The 22,159-nt window shown below is 68.3% G+C and carries 23 protein-coding genes; 3 read left to right on the plus strand and 20 right to left on the minus strand.

Going from position 1 to position 22,159, the window contains the following annotated elements:
- Positions 1–361: 361 nt before the first annotated feature.
- Genes ftsW through mraZ form a run of 9 tightly spaced genes read right to left on the minus strand, consistent with a single transcriptional unit; the run spans position 362 to position 11,059 of the window.
- Positions 362–1,642, minus strand: a complete 1,281-nt coding sequence (gene ftsW, locus VPH43_RS01355) for a putative lipid II flippase FtsW (protein WP_328576190.1) — start codon at positions 1,640–1,642, stop codon at positions 362–364.
- On the minus strand, positions 1,642–3,507 hold the full coding sequence (murD, locus tag VPH43_RS01360; RefSeq protein WP_328575849.1) for a UDP-N-acetylmuramoyl-L-alanine--D-glutamate ligase: 1,866 nt from the start codon (positions 3,505–3,507) through the stop codon (positions 1,642–1,644). Before murD ends, ftsW begins: the two co-directional genes overlap by 1 nt.
- A 13-nt stretch (positions 3,508–3,520) precedes the next feature.
- Positions 3,521–4,702: a phospho-N-acetylmuramoyl-pentapeptide-transferase gene (mraY, locus tag VPH43_RS01365; protein ID WP_328575850.1), complete on the minus strand. Its 1,182-nt coding sequence runs from the start codon at positions 4,700–4,702 to the stop codon at positions 3,521–3,523.
- A complete protein-coding gene (locus tag VPH43_RS01370; RefSeq protein ID WP_442909191.1) occupies positions 4,702–6,099 on the minus strand; it encodes a UDP-N-acetylmuramoyl-tripeptide--D-alanyl-D-alanine ligase in 1,398 nt (465 codons plus the stop codon). The genes mraY and VPH43_RS01370 overlap by 1 nt, the downstream gene beginning before the upstream one ends.
- Entirely contained in the window at positions 6,099–7,622 is a 1,524-nt protein-coding gene (locus VPH43_RS01375; RefSeq protein WP_328575852.1) for a UDP-N-acetylmuramoyl-L-alanyl-D-glutamate--2,6-diaminopimelate ligase, read from the minus strand. Before VPH43_RS01375 ends, VPH43_RS01370 begins: the two co-directional genes overlap by 1 nt.
- On the minus strand, positions 7,622–9,403 hold the full coding sequence (locus tag VPH43_RS01380) for a peptidoglycan D,D-transpeptidase FtsI family protein (RefSeq protein WP_328575853.1): 1,782 nt from the start codon (positions 9,401–9,403) through the stop codon (positions 7,622–7,624). Before VPH43_RS01380 ends, VPH43_RS01375 begins: the two co-directional genes overlap by 1 nt.
- Positions 9,400–9,675, minus strand: coding sequence for a cell division protein FtsL (gene ftsL / locus VPH43_RS01385; RefSeq protein ID WP_328575854.1), 276 nt, complete (start codon positions 9,673–9,675; stop codon positions 9,400–9,402). The genes VPH43_RS01380 and ftsL overlap by 4 nt, the downstream gene beginning before the upstream one ends.
- On the minus strand, positions 9,675–10,619 hold the full coding sequence (gene rsmH, locus VPH43_RS01390; RefSeq protein ID WP_328576191.1) for a 16S rRNA (cytosine(1402)-N(4))-methyltransferase RsmH: 945 nt from the start codon (positions 10,617–10,619) through the stop codon (positions 9,675–9,677). Before rsmH ends, ftsL begins: the two co-directional genes overlap by 1 nt.
- A complete protein-coding gene (mraZ, locus tag VPH43_RS01395; protein WP_328575855.1) occupies positions 10,619–11,059 on the minus strand; it encodes a division/cell wall cluster transcriptional repressor MraZ in 441 nt (146 codons plus the stop codon). The genes rsmH and mraZ overlap by 1 nt, the downstream gene beginning before the upstream one ends.
- 404 nt (positions 11,060–11,463) lie before the next feature.
- On the opposite strand from mraZ, the gene VPH43_RS01400 reads away from it, so the two are divergent.
- Positions 11,464–11,853, plus strand: coding sequence for a response regulator (locus VPH43_RS01400; RefSeq protein ID WP_328575856.1), 390 nt, complete (start codon positions 11,464–11,466; stop codon positions 11,851–11,853).
- 73 nt (positions 11,854–11,926) lie between these two features.
- Complete coding sequence (locus VPH43_RS01405; RefSeq protein WP_328575857.1) at positions 11,927–13,273, plus strand: erythromycin esterase family protein; 1,347 nt, start codon at positions 11,927–11,929, stop codon at positions 13,271–13,273.
- Between the two features lie 10 nt (positions 13,274–13,283).
- Here VPH43_RS01405 and VPH43_RS01410 read toward each other — a convergent pair whose 3' ends face one another.
- From VPH43_RS01410 to VPH43_RS01435, 6 genes are all read right to left on the minus strand, one after another.
- Positions 13,284–13,958 (minus strand): phosphoribosyltransferase, encoded by a 675-nt coding sequence (locus VPH43_RS01410; RefSeq protein ID WP_328575858.1) that lies wholly within the window; start codon positions 13,956–13,958, stop codon positions 13,284–13,286.
- A gap of 102 nt (positions 13,959–14,060) precedes the next feature.
- Positions 14,061–14,663 carry an SCO family protein gene (locus tag VPH43_RS01415; protein ID WP_328575859.1) on the minus strand — a complete coding sequence of 201 codons (603 nt, stop codon included), beginning with the start codon at positions 14,661–14,663 and terminating at the stop codon, positions 14,061–14,063.
- Positions 14,660–15,574, minus strand: coding sequence for a heme o synthase (gene cyoE / locus VPH43_RS01420; RefSeq protein WP_328575860.1), 915 nt, complete (start codon positions 15,572–15,574; stop codon positions 14,660–14,662). The genes VPH43_RS01415 and cyoE overlap by 4 nt, the downstream gene beginning before the upstream one ends.
- 15 nt (positions 15,575–15,589) lie before the next feature.
- Positions 15,590–16,750 carry a COX15/CtaA family protein gene (locus tag VPH43_RS01425; protein ID WP_328575861.1) on the minus strand — a complete coding sequence of 387 codons (1,161 nt, stop codon included), beginning with the start codon at positions 16,748–16,750 and terminating at the stop codon, positions 15,590–15,592.
- Positions 16,747–17,388: an SCO family protein gene (locus VPH43_RS01430; RefSeq protein ID WP_328575862.1), complete on the minus strand. Its 642-nt coding sequence runs from the start codon at positions 17,386–17,388 to the stop codon at positions 16,747–16,749. Before VPH43_RS01430 ends, VPH43_RS01425 begins: the two co-directional genes overlap by 4 nt.
- Before the next feature lie 7 nt (positions 17,389–17,395).
- Positions 17,396–18,130 carry an SURF1 family protein gene (locus tag VPH43_RS01435; protein WP_328575863.1) on the minus strand — a complete coding sequence of 245 codons (735 nt, stop codon included), beginning with the start codon at positions 18,128–18,130 and terminating at the stop codon, positions 17,396–17,398.
- A gap of 21 nt (positions 18,131–18,151) precedes the next feature.
- Here VPH43_RS01435 and VPH43_RS01440 point away from each other — a divergent pair, with 21 nt between their 5' ends.
- Positions 18,152–18,376 (plus strand): twin transmembrane helix small protein, encoded by a 225-nt coding sequence (locus tag VPH43_RS01440; protein ID WP_328575864.1) that lies wholly within the window; start codon positions 18,152–18,154, stop codon positions 18,374–18,376.
- A 263-nt stretch (positions 18,377–18,639) separates the two neighbouring features.
- On the opposite strand, the gene VPH43_RS01445 is transcribed toward VPH43_RS01440, so the two are convergent.
- The 5 genes from VPH43_RS01445 to ctaD form a co-directional block, all read right to left on the minus strand.
- Complete coding sequence (locus VPH43_RS01445) at positions 18,640–19,524, minus strand: cytochrome c oxidase subunit 3 (RefSeq protein WP_328575865.1); 885 nt, start codon at positions 19,522–19,524, stop codon at positions 18,640–18,642.
- 40 nt (positions 19,525–19,564) lie between these two features.
- Entirely contained in the window at positions 19,565–19,792 is a 228-nt protein-coding gene (locus VPH43_RS01450; protein WP_328575866.1) for a DUF2970 domain-containing protein, read from the minus strand.
- On the minus strand, positions 19,789–20,322 hold the full coding sequence (locus VPH43_RS01455) for a cytochrome c oxidase assembly protein (RefSeq protein ID WP_442909192.1): 534 nt from the start codon (positions 20,320–20,322) through the stop codon (positions 19,789–19,791). The genes VPH43_RS01450 and VPH43_RS01455 overlap by 4 nt, the downstream gene beginning before the upstream one ends.
- A 65-nt stretch (positions 20,323–20,387) precedes the next feature.
- Positions 20,388–20,504 (minus strand): cytochrome oxidase small assembly protein, encoded by a 117-nt coding sequence (locus VPH43_RS01460; protein WP_328575868.1) that lies wholly within the window; start codon positions 20,502–20,504, stop codon positions 20,388–20,390.
- Positions 20,505–20,509: 5 nt separating this feature from the next.
- Positions 20,510–22,144 carry a cytochrome c oxidase subunit I gene (gene ctaD / locus VPH43_RS01465; protein ID WP_328575869.1) on the minus strand — a complete coding sequence of 545 codons (1,635 nt, stop codon included), beginning with the start codon at positions 22,142–22,144 and terminating at the stop codon, positions 20,510–20,512.
- Positions 22,145–22,159: the final 15 nt, after the last annotated feature.

The following is a 22,159-nucleotide window of genomic DNA, read 5'->3' on the forward strand; positions in this document are numbered from 1 at the left end:
CAGCCAGGCACATCGACCCGCCGATCACTCGACCACCAGCCAGCCTCCGCATGCCATGGCCGAGCGAGCGCAGCGAAGCGCCCGCGCACGGAGGATGGAAAGACGTCCAGCGCGCGGTGCACACAAGCCAAGGCACCCGTCACAAGTCGCCTCGGGTCTCTGCCGACCGCGTGGCTCTCCAGAAAACCGGTCCCCGTCTCGACGTGAGGGAGCGAAATCGGATGTTGGATTTCCAGGCTCTTCTCTTTGGTTACTTTCTCTTGAGCCAGCAAGAGAAAGTGACCGCCGGCCGGGCGCGACCGGCGGGCTGCACGCAAGTGGCCAGAAACCCATCCGGCCGAAGGCCAAGACAAGACGGCGTTCATGCGCGCCCCCCCCGCATCAACTGCCGGTTCTCAATATCAACCCGAACCACGATCGCCAACGCGATGAGGTTCAGCACCACGGCAGAGCCCCCATAGCTCATCAACGGCAACGTCAACCCCTTGGTCGGCAGCACCCCCAGGTTCACTCCCATGTTGATGAAGGCCTGCCCGCCCATCCAGATGCCCACGCCCTGCGTCATCAAGCCGGCAAACACCCGATCCAGCGCGATCGCCTGCCGCCCGATGTGGAAGATGCGCCGCGTCAGCCAGAAGAACGCGACGATCACCGCCGCCACGCCGATGAAACCAAGTTCCTCGCCGACAACAGCCAGCAGGAAGTCGGTGTGCGCCTCCGGCAGGTAATGCAGCTTCTCCAGCGAGGAGCCCAGCCCCTGGCCGAAGATCTCGCCCCGGCCGAAGGCGATCAACGAATGGGTGAGCTGGTAGGCCTTGCCCTGCGCGTAGGCCGGGTTCCACGGGTCCAGGTAGGCAAAGATGCGCTGGCGGCGGAACTCGCTGAACACGATCATCAGCACGAAGGCGCCCACCAGCACCGCCACGCTGAGGAAGAACATGCGGCCGTTCACACCGCCCAGGAACAGGATGCCCAGCGCGATGGCGGCAATCACCATGAACGCGCCCATGTCAGGCTCGGCCAGCAGCAGCAGGCCCACCACACCCAATGCCACCGCCATCGGCGTGACGGCGCGGAAGAAGTTCTCCTTCACATCCATCTTGCGCACCATGTAGCTGGCGGCATACATCGCCATCGCCAGCTTGGCCCATTCGCTCGGCTGGAAGTTCAGGATGCCCAGCGGGATCCAGCGGCGCGCACCGTTCACGCCCTTGCCCACATGCGGCACCAGCACGATCACCAGCGACAGCAGCGCGGTGACGAACAGCCAGGGCGCCCACTTCTCCCACACGCTGATCGGCACCTGCACCGTGGCCAGCGCGGCGATCGCTCCCAGCACGATGAAGGTCAGTTGGCGGGTGAGGAAATGGGTGGGCGCATAGCGCGCAAAACGCGGACTGTCCGGCAGCGCGACGGAGGCCGAATACACCATCACCAGGCCCAGTGCCAGCAACGCCACCGTCACCCAGATCAGGGCCTGGTCGAAGCCCAGCAGGCGCGCGGGCTGGCCGGAGGACACGCTGACCCAGTCGCGCACCGGTACCTGGTCGCCGCGGCCGTCGCCCTTGGGGCGGCCGGGCAGCACGGCCACCAGGCGCTGCAGCAGCGCGCCGGGGGACAGCAGGGCCAGCGCCTTGTTCATCATGCGAGGCTCTCCCCGCGATCCGCGGCCAGGTCGTGCACCGTGCTCACGAACACTTCGGCGCGATGTTTGTAGTTGCGGAACATGTCCAGGCTGGCGCAGGCCGGGCTCAGGAGCACGGCGTCGCCCGGCTGCGCCTGCTCGAAGCACCAGCGCGTGGCCGCCTCCAGCGAGTCGTGGCGCTGGATCGCCACGCCGCTGCCCGCCAGCGCGGCGTCGATGGCTGCGGCGTCGCGGCCGATCAGCGCGACGGCGCGCACATGCTGCGACACCGGCTCGCGCAGCGGCGCAAAGTCCTGCCCCTTGCCGTCGCCTCCCAGGATCACCACCAGCCTGGCGGGCGCCTTGTCCAGCCCGAGGCCGTTGAGTGCCGCGACGGTGGCGCCTACGTTGGTGCCCTTGCTGTCGTCGAAGGCCTCCACGCCGTCGATGGTGCCGATGTACTCCACGCGGTGCGGCTCGCCGGTGTATTCACGCAGGCCGTGCAGCATGGGGGCCAGTGGGCAGCCGATCGCCGTGGCCAACGCGAGCGCGGCCAGCGCGTTGGCTGCGTTGTGGCGGCCGCGGATGCGCAGCGCGTCGGCCGGCATCAGGCGCTGCAGGATGATTTCTTCCTCTTCGCCTTTCTTGCGTTTGATGGTCTCGTCACTTTCCATCGCACGCACCAGCCAGGCCATGCCGTTCTGCGTCACCAGGCCGAAGTCGCCCGGGCGCTGCGGTTCGTCCAGGCCAAAGCGCACCACCTTGCGATGGATCGTCTTGGCCGGGCGGCCCTTGGCGCCTTTGACCACGATCGGCTCGGGCACCAGGCGCTCGACCTGCGGATCGTCCCGGTTGATCACCATCGGCGCCTCGCGACCGAAGATGCGCGCCTTCGCCGCCACATAGGCCGCCATGTCGCCATGCCAGTCGAGGTGGTCCTGCGTGATGTTGAGCACCACCGCCGCGCTCGGCTCGAAACCCTTCACCTCGTCGAGCTGGAAGCTGGACAGCTCCAGCACCCACACCTCAGGCAGGTGCTCGAACACCGGTGCCTTGGGCGGTGGCGGGGCCAGTTGAAGCGGGGCTTCTTCCTCGGTGGACTCCACCGGCGCGGTGGCAAAGGCATCGGTGTCCGCGATGTGCGGTGCGTCTTCGGCCGGCGCCAGGGCCTCCGGCTCGTTCTCGTCGCGCTCGGTGGACAGCACCTCGGCTTGCGCGAAGGCGTCGGTGTCTGAGAGCTGCGGGTCCTCGATGGCCGGGGCGTCGGGCTGGGCATTGCCGGCAGGTGCTTGCGCGGGCTGATCCGGGATCGTTCCGGCCGCTGCGTCCGGGGCCGCATCGTCGGCGGCCGCGGGCTCCGCCGGCTCCAGGTCCAGCGCCGCCGCCAGCGTGTCCAGCATCGTGGGCCCGATGTTGCCGGCGGTGGCCACGCGCTTGCCGGCGCGCTCCACCAGCAGCGCGGTGAGCGCGGTGGTCGTCGTCTTGCCGTTGGTGCCGGTGATGGCCAACACCTTGGGCTCGTAGCGCCGCTCGGCCTTCAGGTCGGCCAGCGCGCGGTTGAACAGGTCCAGCTCGCCCTGCACCAGCAGGCCGGTGTCCAGCGCCCGGTTGAGCAGCGGCGCGATGCGCTCATCGGTGGGCGCGAGGCCGGGGCTCTTGAGCACCAGCTGCACACCGGCCAGCACCGCCTGCACATCGATGGCCCCGGTGCTGAACTCGGCCTGTGGCAGCGCATCGCGCAGCTCGGCCAGCTTGGGCGGTGTTTCGCGCGAGTCCCACACCCGCACCCGCTCGGCGCCGCAACGCACGCACCAGCGCGCCATCGCCAGGCCGGAGTCGCCCAGGCCCAGGATGAGAACGGAGAGGCCGCGGAGGTAGTTCATGCCGGGCTCTTGCTCACCGCAGCTTCAGGCTGGCCAGGCCGATCAGGCACAGCAGCATGGTGATGATCCAGAAGCGCACCACGACCTGCGTCTCGGTCCAGCCGCTCTTTTCGAAATGGTGGTGCAGCGGCGCCATCTTGAAGATGCGCCGGCCCTCGCCGTAGCGTTTCTTGGTGAACTTGAAGAAGCTCACCTGCAGCATCACCGACAGCACCTCGATCACGAAGATGCCGCCCATCACGGCGAGCACGATCTCCTGCCGCACGATGACGGCGATGGTGCCCAGCGCACCGCCCAATGCCAGCGCGCCCACGTCGCCCATGAAGATCTGCGCGGGGTGCGCGTTGTACCAGAGGAAGGCCAGCCCGGCACCGGCCATCGCGGCGCAGAACACCAGCAGCTCGCCCGCGCCGGGGATGTAGGGGAACAGCAGGTACTTGCTGTACACCGAGCTGCCCACCACGTAGGCGAACACACCGAGCGCGGAGCCCACCATCACCACCGGCATGATCGCCAGCCCGTCCAGCCCGTCGGTGAAGTTCACCGCGTTGCTGGAGCCCACGATCACGATGTAGGTGAGGATGATGAAGCCGAACACGCCCAGCGGATAGCTGATGGTCTTGAAGAAGGGCACCATCAGGTCGGCCTTGGGTGGCAGCTCATTGGAGAAGCCGCTCTGCACCCAGCGCAGGAACAGCTCGAGCACACGCAGGTTGGAGGTCTCGGACACGCTGAACGCCAGGTACAGCGCCGCCACCAGCCCGATCAGCGACTGCCAGAAGTACTTCTCCTTGGACGACATGCCCTCGGGGTTCTTGTGCACCACCTTGCGCCAGTCGTCGGCCCAGCCCACGGCGCCGAAGCCGAAGGTGACCATCATCACCACCCACACGAAGCGGTTGGTCCAGTCGAACCACAACACGGTCGCAATGCCGATGGCGATGAGCACCAGCACGCCGCCCATGGTGGGCGTGCCCGCCTTGGCCAGGTGCGCCTTCACGCCGTATTCGCGGATCGGCTGGCCGATCTTCAGCTCGGTGAGGCGGTTGATCACCCAGGGGCCGAAGGCCAGGCCGATCAGCAGCGCGGTCAGCGCCGCCATCACCGCACGGAAGGTGAGGTACTGGAACACGCGCAGAAAACCCAGCTGCTCGGGATAGAGCAATTGCAGCCAGGAGGCCAGGCTCACCAGCATCAGGCGGCTCCGTTCGAAGAAGAGGAAGAAGCAGCCGCGAGCAGGGCCTGCACCACACGTTCCATCTGCATGAAGCGCGAACCTTTGACGAGTACAGCCGCTGCTTCGGGCGCCTGGCCCAGCGCGGCCAGCAGCTCGGGCACGGTGGCGAAGTGGCGCGCGCCGGTGCCATAGGCGGCGGCCGCGTCGGCACACAGGCTGCCCGCGGTCCACAGCGCCGGCAGGCCGCGCTCGCGCGCATAGGCGCCGACCTCGGCATGGAACTGCGGGCCTTGAGTGCCCACCTCGCCCATGTCGCCCAGCACCAGCCACTGCGGGGCTGGCAACTCGGCCAGCACGTCGATCGCGGCGCGCACGGAATCCGGGTTGGCGTTGTAGCTGTCGTCCACCAGCGTCACGCGGCGGCCGGCGCGTTCGAAGGACTTCAGCTGCGAGCGGCCTTTCACGGCTTCGAAAGCCTCCAGGCCGCTGGCGATCGCTTCCAGCGGCGCACCGGCGGCGAGCGCACACGTGGCGGCGGCCAATGCGTTCTTCAGGTTGTGCCGGCCGGCCACTTTCAGGCGCGCGAGCGTGGTGCCCACCGGCGTGTGCAAGGTGAGCGCCCAGGCGTCGCCGTCCCACGCTTCGGTGCCGGTGACGTCGGCGGCACCGTGCATTGCGAAGGTGAGCTGCGGACGCTGGCCGGCCAGGGTGTGCCACAAGGGCGCGTATTCGTCGTCGGCCGGGAACACCGCGACGCCGGTGGGGCCCAGGGCCTCGATCACGCTGCCGTTCTCGCGCGCCACCGCTTCCACGCTGGCCATGAACTCCTGATGCTCGCGCTGTGCGTTGTTCACCAGCGCCACCGTGGGCTTGACCAGGCGGCTCAACTCGGCGATCTCGCCCACGTGGTTCATGCCGAGTTCGATCACGCCGGCCTTGTGCCAGGTGCTTTCGTCCTGGCGCAGGCGCAGCAGGGTGAGCGGCACGCCGATGTGGTTGTTGAGGTTGCCCTCGGTGGAAAAGGCATGCTGCGGCACCCAGGCGCGCAGGATGCTCGCGATCATCTGCGTGACCGTGGTCTTGCCGTTGCTGCCGGTCACGGCGATCAGCGGCAGCACGAAGCGGTCACGCCAGCCGGAGGCCAGCGCCTGCAGGCCGGCCAGTGCATCGGGCACCTGCAGGCCCGGCAGGCCGGCGTCGTGGAGCCCGCGTTCGGCCAGCGCCGCCACCGCTCCGAGCGAGCCCGCCTGCGGCAGGAAATCATGCGCGTCGAAGCGCTCCCCCTTGAGCGCGACAAACAGGTCGCCCGGCTTCAGGCTGCGGGTGTCGCTGTGCACACGCAGGATGGCCGTGGTGCCGTCACCGACGAGCGTGGCACCCGGCAGCAGCGCATGGGCATCGGCCAGCGTCATCATCATGGTGTGCCCTCCTGCTGCTGACGCTGCGCCAGCGCCTTTGCGGCCTCGACCACGTCGGAGAACGGGTGTTTCACACCGGCGATCTCCTGGTAGTCCTCATGGCCCTTGCCGGCGATCACCACCACGTCGCGTGCATCCGCTTCGCGCACCGCGCGGGCGATGGCCTCGTGGCGGTCCTCCAGCACCAGCGTGCGGTCCATGTGCTGCAGGCCGGCGGTGATGTGCTTCAGGATGTCCAGCGGCGCTTCGTGGCGCGGGTTGTCGCTGGTGACCACCACGCGGTCGGCCAGCGCTTCGGCGATGCGGCCCATCTGCGGCCGCTTGCCGGGGTCGCGGTTGCCGCCGCAGCCGAACACGCACACCAGCTCGCCGCCACGTGCCGCGGCCAGCGGCTTGAGCGCGTGCAGCACCTTCTCCAGCGCGTCGGGGGTGTGGGCGTAATCGACCACCACCTCCGGCAGGCCGTCGCGGCCAGCCGCCACACGTTGCATGCGGCCGGGCACGGGTGTCAGGTAAGGCACCACGCCGGCCGCGTCCTGCAGCGACACGCCGCAGGCGCGCAAGCCACCCAGCACCGCCAGCAGGTTGCTCGCGTTGTAGTCGCCGATCAGCGTGCTGCGCACCGCCACCGTCTGCTCACCCTCGCGCAGGGTGAAGGCGAGGCCGCCGTCCACATAGCGCAGGTCTTCTGCGGTGAGGCGCCCGCCCTCGCGCACCGAATAGGTCCACACATCCAGCGACGAACCCTGCAACTCGATCGCGAGTTGCGCGCCACGGTCGTCGTCGATGTTGATCACCGCGGCCTTCAAGCCCGGCCAGCCGAACAGCATGCGCTTGGCGGCCCAGTAGCCTTCCATCGTGCCGTGGTAGTCCAGGTGGTCCTGGGTGAAGTTGGTGAACAGCGCCACCTCGATGCGGGTGCCGTCCAGGCGCCGCTCCACGATGCCGATGGACGAGGCCTCGATCGCGCAGGCCGCGAAGCCCTGGTCCACGAAGCGGCGGAACGCCGCCTGCAGCAGCACCGGGTCCGGCGTGGTGAGGCCGGTGAACTGCACGTTGCCAGGCTCGCCACCCGCCCGCTCCGACGGCGGCTCACCGATCCCGAGGGTGCCCACCACGCCGCAACGGCGGCCCAGCCGGGTGTTCGCCTGCGCCGTCCACCAGGCGGTGGAGGTCTTGCCATTGGTGCCGGTGGTGGCAATCACCTGCAGCTGGTCGGTGGGCTGGCCGTAGTACTGGTGGGCGATCGGGCCGGTCGCGGCCTTGAGATTGGGCAGCGACGCGACGCGCGCATCCTTGAAGGCGAAGGCGTCCACGCCGTCGAGCTCCACCAGGCAGGTGGTGGCGCCGGCGTCCAGCGCGGCCTGCACGAAGCGGCGGCCGTCGGTGGCATAACCGGGCCAGGCGATGAAGCCGTCGCCGGGCTGGACCTGGCGGCTGTCGGTGCGCAGCACGCCGGTCACCCATTCCTGCAGCCAGCGCGCGGCCGCTTCGGGAGACTTGAGGAGGACGGTTGGCATCAGAAACTCTCTTCCTCGGCCGGCTGGCTGGCGATGATCTGCGGCTTGACGTCGATGTCCGGCGGCACGTTCATCATGCGCAGCGTCTGCTGCACGACCTGGCTGAACACCGGCGCGGCGACATCGCCGCCGAAGTACTTGCCCGCGCTGGGTTCGTCCACCATCACCGCCACGATGACGCGCGGCTTGTCCACCGGGGCCAGGCCAACGAACCACGAGCGGTACTTGTTGCTCGCATAGCCCTTGCCTTCCTGCTTGTGCGCCGTGCCGCTCTTGCCGCCCACCGAATAGCCCATGGTCTGTGCCTTGGGGCCGGTGCCGCCCGGCCCCGCCGCCATCTGGAGCATCTTGCGTACCTCCTGCGCGGTGCGGGCGGACATCACCCGCACGCCGCCGGCCGGCTGCTCCTGCTTGAGCATGGTCACGGGAATCACCTCGCCGTCGCGCGCGAACGCGGTGTAGGCATGCGCGATCTGCAACAGCGATGCGGACACGCCATAACCGTAGGCCATGGTGGCCTGTTCGATCGGGCGCCAGGTCTTGTAGGGCCGCAGCCGGCCGCTCACCGCACCGGGGAAGTTGATCTGCGGCTTCTGCCCGAAGCCCACGCTGGACATCAGCTCCCACATCTCGCGCGGCGGCATCTGCATCGCCAGCCGGGCGGCGCCGATGTTGCTGGACTTCTGGATCACCTCGCGCACCGTGAGCACCGGGTGCGGGTGCGCATCGCGGATCGCAGTGCCGGTGACCACCAGGCTGCCCGGTGCGGTGACCACCGGCGTGTCGGGCGTGACCCGGCCGGTGTCCAGCGCATGGGCGATGATGAACGGCTTCATCGTCGAGCCGGGCTCGAAGGTGTCGGTGAGCGCGCGGTTGCGCAGCTGCCCGCCGGTCAGGCTCTGGCGGTCGCCCGGGTCGTAGCTCGGGTAGTTGGCCAGGGCCAGGATCTCGCCGGTTTGCGCATCCAGCACCACCACGCTGCCGGCTTTGGCCCTGTGCTCGATCACCGCGTCGCGCACGCGCTGGTAGGCGAAGAACTGCACCTTGGAGTCCACCGCCAGCTCCACGCTGCGGCCATCCACCGGCTCGATCTGGTCGCCCACGTCTTCCACCACGCGGCCCAGCCGGTCCTTCAACACGCCACGCTGGCCGTCCTTGCCCTGCAGGTCGGCCTGGAAGGCGAGTTCGATGCCTTCCTGCCCCTTGTCCTCCACGTTGGTGAAGCCCACCACATGAGCCGCGGCTTCGCCTTCGGGGTAGCGGCGCTTGTACTCGCGCACCTGGTACACGCCCTTGATGCCCAGCGCCTTGATGCTGGCCCAGCGCTCGTCCTCCACCTGGCGCTTCAGCCAGACGAAATTGGGGCTGTCGTCGAGCTTGCCTTCGAGCTCGGCCAGCGTCATGCCAAGCAGGCGGGCCAGCTCCTTGCGCTGCTCGCGGGTGGCCTCCAGGTCCTTGGGGATGGCCCAGACGGACGGCGCCGGCACGCTGGCGGCCAGGATCTGGCCGTTGCGGTCCACGATGCGGCCGCGGCTGGCCGGCACCTCCAGCGTGTGCGCGTAGCGCTTCTCGCCTTCCTTCTGGTAGAAGCCGGTGCTCACGATCTGCACGTAGGCGGCGCGCCCCACCAGCAGCACGAAGCCGCCGGCCACCAGCGCCACGAGGAACTTCGAGCGCCAGGGCGGCGTCTTGGACGCCAGCAGCGGGCTGGTGGCGTAGTTGACGCTGCGCACGCTGGCATGCGCGCCCGCCCGTGCGGCCGCCTTCGCGCGGCCGATCATGGCTGGCCTCCATCGGTGACGTACTGCGTGACGGCCGGCGTGGCCGGCGCCATGCGCAGCTTCTCGCGCGCCACCCGCTCCACCCGCAGGTTGGTGGCTTCGGCCTGGCGTTCGGTGAGCAGGCGCTGGTGGTCGGTGTCCAGCCGGCGCTGCTCGTTCTGCAGCTTGTCCAACTCGGCGAACAGGCGGCGCGCCTCGTACGAGGTCTTCACCAGGTACAGGCCACTGGCCACCAGCACCAACAGCAACAGGAGGTTGACGCGCGCGAACATCAGGCGGCCTCCGTCCTCTCCGCCACGCGCAGGATGGCCGAGCGCGAACGCGGGTTCGCGCGCACTTCGGTCTCGCTGGGCTTCAGGCGGGCCAGCGCGCGCAGCCGCGTGGGCAGGGGTTCCGCAAACGGGGCACGCCGGTCGACCACGCTCTTGCTTTCGCGCGAGATGAAGGTCTTGACGATGCGGTCTTCCAGCGAGTGGAAGCTGATCACCACCAGCCGGCCTTGCGGCAGCAGCAGCTTCAACGCCGCGTTCAGGCCTTGTTCGAGCTCCTCAAGCTCGGCGTTGACCTGAATCCGAAGAGCCTGAAATGTGCGCGTTGCAGGATCCTGGCCCGGCTCGCGGGTTTTGACCGCACGAGCCACGACTTCGGAAAGCTCCCCTGTGCTTCGAACAGGATTCCCGCCTTCCCGGCGAGCCACAAGCGCCTTTGCAATCGGCACAGCAAACCGTTCTTCCCCATAGTCGCGTACCACCTTTGCAATCTGGCGCTCATCGGCGCGGGCCAGGAAATCCGCGGCGCTTTCGCCACGGGTCGGATCCATGCGCATGTCCAGCGGGCCGTCGAAACGGAAGCTGAAGCCGCGCGCGGGGTTGTCGATCTGAGGCGAGGACACACCCAGGTCGAGCAGCACGCCGTGCACTTGCGCGATGCCCAGTGCCGCCACCTGCTGCGCCATGTCGGCGAAGGAGCTGTGGCAGATGGAAAAACGCGGGTCGTCGACCCGCGATGTTTCGCCTTGAGTCGCCGCCGCAATCGCGTCCGGATCCTTGTCGAAGGCGATCAGCCTTCCGCGCGGTGTGAGCCGCCCGAGGATGGCGCGGGCATGGCCGCCGCGGCCGAAGGTGCCGTCGATGTAGGTGCCGTCGGCATCCCACACCAGGGCATTGACGGCCTCGTCCAACAAGACGGTGCGGTGATCGAAGGAGGTCGTGCTCATCAGAAGACGAAGTCCTTCAGCGCGTCGGGCAGGCCGGAGGCCATGACCTTGGCTTCGTGCTCGGCGTAGCGGCCGGCGTCCCACAGCTCCAGGCGCTGGCCCATGCCGAGCAGCATCACATCCTTGGTGAGGGCGGCGGCGTTGCGCAGCTCGGGGGAAATGAGCACGCGGGAGGAGGCGTCGATCTCCACGTCCATCGCGTTGCCCAGGAAGATGCGGCGCCAGCCTTCGGCCGACATCGGCAGCTGCATCAGGCGATCGCGGAAATGCTCCCAGGCCGGGCGGGGAAAGACCAGCAAGCAGCCGTCGGGGTGCTTGGTGAGGGTGAGCTGCCCTTGCGCGAGCGCGAGCAGCACGTCGCGGTGGCGGACCGGGACGGTGATCCGCCCCTTTCCATCCAGCGCGAGCGCTGAGGCACCCTGAAAGACAAACGTCGACACCGAAACCCCGCTAGGGCCACTGAGACCCACAAAAGTGCACTTTTCGCCACTTTAGCCGACGGTTTCGGCAAGGTCAAATAAAATCGGGCCGAAAAATCAATGAAATCAATAACTTACAGCTGAGACCTGAGGTACCAGACTGTCATTTAGTGAAGAAAAATAAGGACTTGCGGGCGGCAGTGAAAGTGATGGGTGAGCTGCTGCTCGCAATGAGCTGGCCCGCGCTCCAGCAGGCAGAGCGCGCCGGCGCTTGAAAGCCGGACCGCAAGAGTTACCGACGAATTGTGGCGCCGGCGCGCTGAAACATCGTCCTGCGTGCGCTTTGTCACGCCGTCGGCGGGCCACCGAGCGGGTGCGTTTTTTGCGGCGCTGCCGGGATCCGCATCCGTCCGCGAAAGGATTCAATGGAACCGACGAGCCCCACTGTCCTGCTGGTGGACGACGACAGCGACAACCGGGAGGTGGTACGCGAGTTCCTGCGCGAGGCGGGCCTGGAGGTCTGGTGCGCCCGTGACGGCGCGGAGGCCTTGGCTTCCATCCGCGTGCGCCGGCCGGACGCGGTGCTGCTGGACTACATCATGCCCACCATGGACGGTGCAGCCCTGGCGCGTGCCTTGCGCGAATCGCCCGCCACGAAGGACATCGGCGTGGTGATGGTGAGTGGGCTGAGCGAAGCCTTTGTGCGCCCGGTGTGCAGCGACTACGACGTGTTCCTCCCTAAGCCCTATTCGCCCGACCAGGCCGTGCAGGCGCTCACGCAGGCGGTGCGCCGGCGTGGCGCCCCCGCTGCCTGACTGCTCCGCCCGCAGGCGCAAGGGGATACGGGAGCATGATTTGCCGCGCGGGCGGTGAACCAGTCGCTTCGCCATGTCTTCGGACGCCGACCTTCTTTCCCGCCTGCTTGAGCATGCCGTCGGCCTGGCCGGCCTGGACGATCTGGACCCGGTGCTGCGGCGGATCGGCGACGCGCGCACCGTGCTGCTCGGCGAAGCCAGCCACGGCAGCCTGGAGTTCTACCGGCTGCGTGCCCAGCTGACCCGCCGGCTCATCACCGAACACGGCTTTGACGCGGTGGCGGTGGAAGCCGACTGGCCGGACACACTACGCGCCAGCCGCTGGGCCATGGGCCACGACGCCGACGCCTCCGCCGAGCGCGCGCTGGGCGGCTTCGAACGCTTTCCGCAGTGGATGTGGCGCAACCCGGAAGTGCTCGGCTTCCTGCAATGGCTGCGGCAGCACAACGCACAGGCCCAACCGCCGCAGCGCGTGGGGTTCTTCGGTCTGGACCTGTACAGCCTGCGCGCGTCCATGCAGGCGGTTCTGCATTACCTCGACCAAGCCGATCCCACCGCTGCGGCTCGCGCACGGCAGCGCTACAGCTGCTTCGACCACTTCGGCGAGGACCCGCAGTTCTACGGGCAGGCGGTGCGCTTCGGCCTGACCGAAGGCTGCGAGCGCGAGGTGCTGCAGCAGTTGCAGGAGCTGTGCAGCAGCTCGCACACTGGCCTGCTGGACGACGCAGCCGCGCTCGACGACGAGCACTTCCATGCGCAGCAGAACGCCCAGGTGGTGCGCAACGCCGAGGCCTACTACCGGGCGATGTTCGAAGGCCGCGTGTCGTCGTGGAACCTGCGTGACGACCACATGGCCGGCACCCTGGCCGCGTTGCAACGCCACCTCGCGCAGCAACGCGGCCGCCCTGCCAAGGTGGTGGTGTGGGCGCACAACTCGCACATCGGCGACGCGCGGGCCACCGCCATGGCCGACGAAGGCGAGATCAACCTGGGCCAGCGCGTGCGCGAGGCCGCCGAAGCTCCAGGCGATACCTTCCTGCTCGGCTTCACCACCCACGCCGGCACGGTGACCGCCGCGAGCGACTGGGACGGCGCGGCCGAACGCAAGACGGTGCTGCCCTCGCGCGCCGGCAGCCATGAGCGCCTGCTGCATGACCTGGGCCTGCCGCTGGCGCTGCTGCCGCTGCGGGATCCCGAGCTGCAGCGCGCACTGTCAGCGCCCCGGCTGGAGCGGGCCATCGGCGTGATCTACCGGCCGGACACCGAGCTGATGAGCCACTACTTCCGCGCCCGGCTGGCGCAGCAGTTCGATGCGGTGATCCACATCGACGAAACGCAGGCGCTGCCGCCGCTGGACGCGTCGGCGCGGTGGCCGCAGCCGCACACCGGGGAAACCGAAACCTACCCGTCCGGCGTGTGAGGCGGGGTCGCTATGGCGACGTCGGGCGGCGCAGCAGCGCCATCACTTCCTCGTCGCTGGTCTGCTCGAAGTCGAGGTAGTGCTCCCCGACCGAGTTGAAGCGCGCCGGCTCCTGCAGGCACACATAGTCCTGAGGGGCGAGACCCAGACGATCGCCCATGCCGGCAGGGGCCACAGGCACCGCCACCACGGTGCGCGCGGCGCCCAGCTGCGCCAGGCCCTGCAGCGCCGCCTGCATGGTGCCCCCCGTGGCGATGCCGTCGTCCACCAGCACCACCACGCGGCCGGCCACTGGCGCGGCGGGCGCACCTTCGCGGTAGAGGCGCCGCCGCGCTTCGATGAGCTGCAACTGTTCTTCGTGTTGCGCGGCGATGTATGCCGGCGAGGCGCCGGTGGCTTGCACCAGCGCGTGGTTCAGCACGGTCTGCGGCGGGCTGCCCTCCACCACTGCGCCCAGCCCGAGCTCCGGCTGGCCGGGCGCGGGCAGCTTGCGCACCAGCAGCACGTCCAGCGGCGCCTCCAGGGTGCGGGCGATCTCCCCGGCCACCGGGACCCCGCCGCGTGGCAGCGCCAGCACCAGCAGTGGCCGGGTTTCGCCCGACAAGCACTGTTGCACTGCGCTGGCGAGCTGCCGGCCGGCGTCGGAGCGGTGGGCGAAGCGCAGCGAAGGCGAATGGATCGACATGGCAGGCAGCGGTGCCCGCTGCACCGCGACGATGAACCCGAGAAGCGCATGCTGCCCGTCTTCAGCCGCCCGGTCCAGCGGCTGCGATCTCAGCGCCGCGCTTCAGCCTTCGTTGAGCAGCCGCTGCAGGTCGCTGGCCAGGGCCTTGGGGCCGGCGCCATAGCGCTCGAACAGCCGCACCCGCCCCTGGGTGTCAAAGACATAGGAACCGGCGGTGTGGTCCATGGTGTAGCTGCCTTCGGCCTTGCCGGGCACCTTGGCGTAGAACACCTTGAACTCCTTGGCGGCCGCCTGCGTCTGCTCCGGCGTGCCGCGCAGGGCAACGAAGCCGGGATCGAAGTTGTGCAGGTAGCTCTTGAGCAAGGCGGGCGTGTCGCGCTCGGGATCGATGGTCACGAACACACCCTGCACCTTGTCGCCCTGGGGCCCGAGCGAGCGCTTCACTTCGGCCAGCTCGGCCATGGTGGTGGGGCAGACGTCGGGGCACTGGGTGTAGCCGAAGAACACCACCGTCACCTTGCCCTTGAAGTCACCCAGGGTGCGCGGCTTGCCGTCGGCATCGGTCAGCGCCAGCTGGCGGGCATAGTCGGCGCCGGTGATGTCCACGCCCTGGAAGCTGGGCTGGTTGTTCGCCCGCTCGCAACCCGCCAGAGCCGCCAGCGCCAGGGCACACACGAAAGCACGGCGCGCGAGGAAGTGGGTCATGACAGCAGCGGCATCAGGTAGTGGTCCAGCAGCAGCGCGGCGAACAGCAGCGACAGGTGCAGGATGGAGAAGCGGAAGGTGCGCCGCGCGAGGTCGTCGCTGTAGTGGCGCCACAGGCGGAAGGCATAGCCGATGAAGGCCGCGCCCAGCGCCAGCGCAGCCAGCAGGTACAACCAGCCGCTCATGCCGTACACGAACGGCAGCAAGGTGCCGGCGAACAGCACCAGCGTGTACAGCAGCACATGCAGGCGGGTGAATTCGTTGCCGTGGGTCACCGGCAGCATCGGCAGCCCCGAGCGGCGGTAGTCCTCCGCGCGGTACAGCGCCAGGGCCCAGAAGTGCGGCGGTGTCCACAGGAAGATGATGAGGCACAGCATCAACGCCTCCGGCCCCACCTCCCCGCGCATCGCGGCCCAGCCCAGCACCGGCGGCATGGCGCCGGAGGCGCCGCCGATCACGATGTTCTGCGGCGTCATCGGCTTGAGCACCACGGTGTAGATCACCGCATAACCCACGAACGTGGCGAAGGTGAGCCACATGGTGAGCGGGTTCACCAGGAACCACAGCAGCGCGCTGCCCAGGCCGCACAGGATGAGCGAAAACAGCAGCGTCTGGGTGTTGGTGAGTTCGTGCTTGGCGGTGGGCCGCCAGGCGGTGCGCGCCATCTTGGCGTCGATGTGCTGCTCGACCAGGCAGTTGAACGCGGCGGCCGCTGCGGCCACCAGCCAGATGCCCGCGGTGGCGGCCAGCGCCACCCGCAGGTCCGGCACGCCCGGCTCAGCGAGCAGCATGCCAATGACCGCGCAGAACACGATCAGCTGCACCACCCGCGGCTTGGTCAGCACGTAGTACTGCCGCAGGCGCGATGCGGCTGCAACGTGGGGGCTCGGGCTGCTGACGGTGTTGGCCATGGGGAACCGGCGATTCTACGAAGTGGACGCTGCCGGCCGCAGTGACGGGGCCGGTGAACGCTGCGCCGCCCCCTGGCGCAGCCGCAGGCCCAGGCGCGTGAGCAGGAGCACCAGCGCAGCCGCGCCGCCGGTGTGGCCGACCGCGGCCGCCAGCGGCCAGCCGAGCACGACGTTGGACAAGCCCGTGCCCAGCTGCCACGCTGCCACCGCCGCCAGGCCGAACGCAAAACGGCGTGATGCCCGGTCCCCGGCGCGTGCCAACGCGGCGGCCAGGGCCACCAGCGCCACCAGGAGCACATAGGCCACCAGGCGGTGCATGTAGTGGATGGCGGTCAGGGCGGCAAACGGCAGCCAGTCGCCGCTGGCGGTGGTGCCCAGGCCGCGCCGCAGGGTGAAGCCATGAGCGAAGTCCATCTCGGGCCACCAGCTGCCCTGGCATTGGGGAAAGTCGCTGCACGCCAGCACTGCATAGTTGGTGCTGACCCAGCCGCCCAGCGTGATCTGCAACAAGGCCAGCAGCACCACCGCGGCCACGCCGCAACGCAGGGCCCGCGTGCTGGCCAGCGGGCGGGGCGCAAACGCCTCGTCCTGCGCCGCCAGCAGCGCGATCAAGGCCAGGCCGCCCAGCAGGTGCCCGGTGACCACTGCCGGATACAGCTTCATGGTGACCGTGAGCGCGCCGAACGCGCCCTGCACGCACACCCACACCAGCGTGGCGGTGGCCCACCAGGGCGACGGTGCAGGCGCGCCGTCACGCCGGCGCCACTGGCGCCAGGCCACCACGCACAGCACAGTGATCAGCGCACCCACGCCGGTGGCGAGGTAACGGTGGATCATCTCGACCCAGGCCTTGCGTTGCGTGACCGGCCCGCTCGGCATGGCGCTCTGGGCCGCGGCGATCTCATGGTGTGCGCCCAGCGGGCTGGCGTTGCCATAACAGCCGGGCCAGTCGGGGCAACCCAGGCCGGAATCGGTGAGCCGGGTGAAGGCACCGAACAGCACCAGGTCGAAGGTGAGGAAGAGCGTGAACACCGTGATCGCACGCCAGCGCGCCACCGGGTGGCCCTGGCGCTGGCGCCGCACGATCCACAGCAGCGGGGCGAGCGCGATCGCGCCGCCCAGCAGCAGGATGCGCACCAGCGGCGCAAGGTCCACGAGCGCCTGGCTGGTGTTCATCGGCCTGGCCGGTCCCAGGAGGCGGAGGCGCGCAGCAGCTTCTCGAGGTCGCGCTTGAGCTTGGCGGGGTCGGGGTTGGGCGGCGTGCGCATCATCCACTCGCCCATCGGGTCCACCAGGTACAGCGTGCTCTCCAGCGCCTGCCCCGGCTCGGGCTGCAGCCAGCGTGACAGCGCCTCGCGCGAGGTGCGCAGCACCGTGGTCGGTGGGTTGGACAGTGCTTCGCGCACCGGCGGCGGCACGGCCGCGTCGTCGGTCACCAGCCAGACCTTGTCCACCCGGTCGCGCTCCTTGCCCATCATCTCGCGCAGCTGGCGCTGCAGAAACAGGCGCTTGTCGCACTCGGCATCGCAGGCGCCGCCACCCACCGAGACCAGCAGCCACTGCCCTTTCAGCGACGATGCCGGCACGGCCTGGCCGGCCAGCGTGCGCAGCGGCAGGTCGGCCGGCAGGCTGCGGGTGGGCTGGATCAGCGTGCTGTAGTTGGTGCGCCCCTGGGGCCGGATCACGAAATAGGTGAAGTACGAAGCGATCACCGGGGCCGCGCACACCGCCAGCACCGCCAGCATCTTCCAGCGGCCGCGTTGCACACGCTGGTGCTGGTCGCCGGCCTGCCCGGCGTTGGGCAGCGAATGCACGGTGAACTCAAGCGGCTCGGCGCGTGCGGGGACGGAGGATTTGGAACCAGACATACAGACCCGCGATGAGGGCACAAAGGGCGAACCACTGGAAGGCATAACCGTGGTGCTTGGAAAGGTCCACGGCCGGCAGGGGCCAGTCGCGCGCCAGGCCGTCGGCGGCATCGGCGCCCGCGTTCAACTGCTGCACTGACAGGGGCCGCAGGGCCAAGTCAATTTCCGTGGTGAAAGCAGCGAGGTCGAGATTTTGCCGGATCGGCCCCGATGCCGCCCCCGCAAACTCGAACAGCCGCGACGGTGGCGGGGCCACGCGGCCAGCGATCTCCACCACGCCTTGCGGCGTGGTGATGGCCGGCAGGTGGGTGCGGTCCGCCGCATCGCGCGGCACCCAGCCGCGTTGCACCAGCACCGCATCACCCGGCGCGAGCACCAGCGGCGTGAGCACGAAGAAGCCAGGACGGCCACCGCCGATCTGGCGGTTGTCGAGGAAGACCGTGTGCTGCGCCAGCCACTGCCCGCGCAGCCGCACCGGCCGATAGTGCTGGCCCGCGGCCGCCTGCGCATCGCGCGCCAGCGTGGTGTTCTCCAGCGCGGGCAGGCGGCCACGGCTTTCGATCGCCCGCTGCAGCGCCTGCTTCTGCGCGGCGCGATCGAGCTGCCACACACCGAGGCGCGCCGTGAGCGCCATGCCGGCCAGCGCCGCCAGCGTGACCACCCAGCGCCTGTGCTTGTCGCTCAGCATGGAATGAAATAATCCCGGCCCATGAAAGCCATCATCATCATCGGCCTGCTGCTCGTGCTGGCCGCCCTGGCCAGCGCCGGCGTGTTCATGCTGCGCAAGGACACCGACGACGGCCAGCAGCGTGACAAGAAGATGGCGCGCGCCCTCGCGGTGCGGGTGGGCCTGTCGGTGGCGCTGTTCCTGTTCATCCTGCTGAGCTGGTATTTCGGCTGGATCGAGCCGAGGGGCATTCCGGTCACTCGGTAGTGACCCTCAACAACAAAGCCGCCCTCGGGCGGCTTTGTTGTTGGCCCCGTGGGACAGACCGCGCAGCGGCCAGGGGATGCTGCGCATCCCTCCGGGTGATCTGACGCCCCACCCCAACCCGCCCCCAAGGGGCGGGAGTCCCACTGGGACAGACCGCGCAGCGGTCAGGGGCGGTGGTCATCGGACGAGCGAAATGCGGACGGTTGTCCGGCCGCATTCGAGCCCCCTCGGGGGGCGGCCGCCAGGCGGCCGGGGGCTCCATGTCACATCCAGTAGACGACGGCGTACAAACCCAGCCACACCACGTCCACGAAGTGCCAGTACCAGGCCGCGCCTTCGAAGCCGAAGTGGCGCTGCGGGGTGAAGTGGCCCTTCATCAGGCGCAGCGTGATGAACAGCAGCATCAGCATGCCGACCAACACGTGGAAGCCGTGGAAGCCGGTCAGCATGAAGAAGGTGGAGCCGAAGATGCCGGAGCTGAGCTTGAGGTTCAGCTCGGTGTAGGCATGGTGGTATTCGAAGGCCTGCACACCCACGAAGGTGGCACCCAGCAGCACGGTGACCCACATCCACGCGATGGTGGTGGCGCGCTTGCCGGCGATGAGCGCATGGTGCGCGATGGTCAGCGTGACACCCGAGGTGAGCAGCAGCGCGGTGTTCAGCGTCGGCAGCGGCCAGGGCCCCACGGTGTGGAAGGGTTCCACCGTGCCGCCGGGGGCGGCGGTGGCGCCGGCCTGCAGGCTGGGCCACACCGCCTTGAAGTCAGGCCACAGGATCTGGTTGTCCAGGCTGCCCAGCGTCGGCACCGAGTAGATGCGCGACCAGAACAGGGCACCGAAGAAGGCGCCGAAGAACATCACCTCCGAGAAGATGAACCAGCTCATGCTCCAGCGGAACGAGGTGTCGATGCGCTTGCCGTACAGGCCCGTCTCGCTCTCGTGGATGGCCTGGCTGAACCACTTGAAGATCACGGCGGCCCACCAGGCCAGCCCGAAGAACAGCGAGAACTTGCCCCACTCATGGCCGTTGACCCACTGGCCGGCACCCAGGATCACGAAGAACAGGCCGATGGCCGTCAGCACCGGGTAAGCCGACGGTGGGGGAACGAAGTAGTAAGGCGTGTGCCCTGAGTGAGTCGCTGCCGACATTGGTTTTCTCCTCGAACCGAACTGCAAAAATCTTCGAAAGTCAGCCCACGACCCAGCGCACCACGGCGATCAGCACGCCGATGAAGATCAGCGCGGCGATCACGCCGGCGACGATCACGTGCACGGGGTTGAGCTGGCTCACATCCTTTTCATACTCGCTGGCCTGGCGCACGCCGAAGAACGACCACGCCACCGCCTTGAACGACTGCAGGAACGAGCCCTTGCGGCCGACCGCCTGGCGCAGGCTGCCGTCATCGGGCTCGCTCAAGACTTCACTCCCTTGCCGCTCACCTCGAAGAAGGTGTACGACAGGGTGATGGTCGTCACATCCTTCGGCAGCTTGCGGTCGATCACGAAGACCACCGGCCATTCCTTCTTCTCGCCCGGCTGCAGCGTGTATTCGTTGAAGCAGAAGCACTCCAGCTTGTTGAAGTGCGGGCTGGCCTGCTTGGGCGCATAGCTGGGAATCGCCTGCGCCGACATCACCCGGTTCTGCTCGTTGCGAAACTCGTACATCACCGTGGTCACTTCGCCCGGGTGCACCTGCACCGAACTCTTGGCCGGCCTGAAGCTCCACGGGCCGCGTGCGTTGGCATCGAACTCCACCGTGACCGTGCGCGAGGTGTCGACCTGGGTGTTGACCGGGCCACGCTCGCCGACCGGCCTGCCGCCGGCTTCACGCTCCGACAGGCTCAGCACGTTGATGCCCAGCGCCTCGCAGATCGACTTGTAGACCGGCACCAGCGCATAACCGAATCCGAACATCAGCGCGACGATGACGCCGAGCTTGCCCACCATGCGCAGGTTGTCCCTGCGCAGGCCGGCTTGATCGTGGTCGGGCGTGCTCACGCTGTGCAGTGCGGTCAGCGGCCCAGCAGGACGATCTTGGCCACGAAGCCGAGCGCAAAGACCGCTGCGATCGTCGCCAGGATTAGCGCGAGCCGGAGGTTCTTGCGGCGTTGCTCGGGATTCGGGGCCATGGACGTCAGCCGATCACGCGGGTGGCGGTGGCGTCCAGCTTGGGCGGTTCCTCGAAGGTGTGGAACGGGGCCGGCGACGGCACTTCCCACTCCAGGCCTTCAGCGGCCTCCCACGGGCGCTGGGCGGCCTTTTCGCCCTTGCCGCGCATCATGGGCACCACGATGAACAGGAAGAAGTACACCTGCATCAGGCCGAACCAGAAGGCGCCGAGCGAGGCGATCAGGTTGAAGTCGGCGAACTGCATGGGGTAGTCGGCATAACGACGCGGCATGCCGGCCAGGCCCAGGAAGTGCATCGGGAAGAAGGTGACGTTGAAGGCGATCAGCGAGCCCCAGAAGTGGATCTTGCCGCGCGTCTCGTTGTACATCACACCCGTCCACTTCGGGCCCCAGTAGTACACGCCGGCGAACAGCGCATACAGCGAGCCGGCCACCAGCACGTAGTGGAAGTGGGCCACCACGTAGTAGGTGTCCTGCAGCTGGATGTCGATGGGCGCCACCGACAGGATCAGGCCGGTGAAGCCGCCCATCGTGAACACGAAGATGAAGCCGACCGCGAACAGCATCGGGGTCTCGAAGGTCATCGAGCCCTTCCACATGGTGGCGATCCAGTTGAACACCTTCACCCCGGTGGGGATGGCGATCAGCATGGTGGCGTACATGAAGAACAGCTGGCCGGTCACCGGCATGCCGGTCGTGAACATGTGATGGGCCCACACGATGAACGACAGGATGGCGATGGACGCGGTGGCGTACACCATCGAGGTGTAGCCGAACAGGCGCTTGCGGGCGAAGGTCGGGATGATGGCGCTCACGATGCCGAACGCCGGCAGGATCATGATGTACACCTCGGGGTGCCCGAAGAACCAGAAGATGTGCTGGTACATCACCGGGTCACCGCCGCCCTGCGGGGTGAAGAAGCTGGTGCCGAAGTGGCGGTCGGTCAGCGTCATCGTGATGGCGCCGGCCAGCACCGGCATCACCGCGATCAGCAGGTAGGCGGTGATCAGCCAGGTCCAGCAGAACAGCGGCATCTTCATCAGCGTCATGCCGGGCGCGCGCATGTTCAGGATGGTGACGATGATGTTGATCGAGCCCATGATCGAGCTGGCGCCGAGGATGTGCATCGCGAAGATGCCGGCGTCCATCGACGGGCCCATCTGCAGCGTCAGCGGCGCGTAGAGCGTCCAGCCGGCGGCGGGGGCGCCACCGGGCATGAAGAAGCTCGCCACCAGCATGATGGCCGCGGGAATCATCAGCCAGAAGCTGAAGTTGTTCATGCGCGCGAAGGCCATGTCCGCCGCGCCGATCTGCAGCGGGATCATCCAGTTCGCGAAGCCCACGAAGGCCGGCATGATCGCCCCGAACACCATGATCAGACCGTGCATGGTCGTGAACTGGTTGAACAGCTCGGGGTTGAAGAACTGCAGGCCCGGCTGGAACAGCTCCAGCCGGATGCACAGCGCCAGGATGCCGCCGATCATCAGCATCGTGAAGCTGAACAGCAGGTACAGGGTGCCGATGTCCTTGTGGTTGGTGGCGAACACCCAGCGCCGCCAGCCGGCGGGCGCGTGGTGGTCGTCATGGGCATGGCCGTGGTCGTGCGCGTGACCCGCGGGATGAGGGAGAACTGCACTCATGTGTGTTTCCTTGGA

Source organism: Ideonella sp. BN130291, assembly GCF_036231905.1.
GTDB lineage: Bacteria > Pseudomonadota > Gammaproteobacteria > Burkholderiales > Burkholderiaceae_C > CAMLIZ01.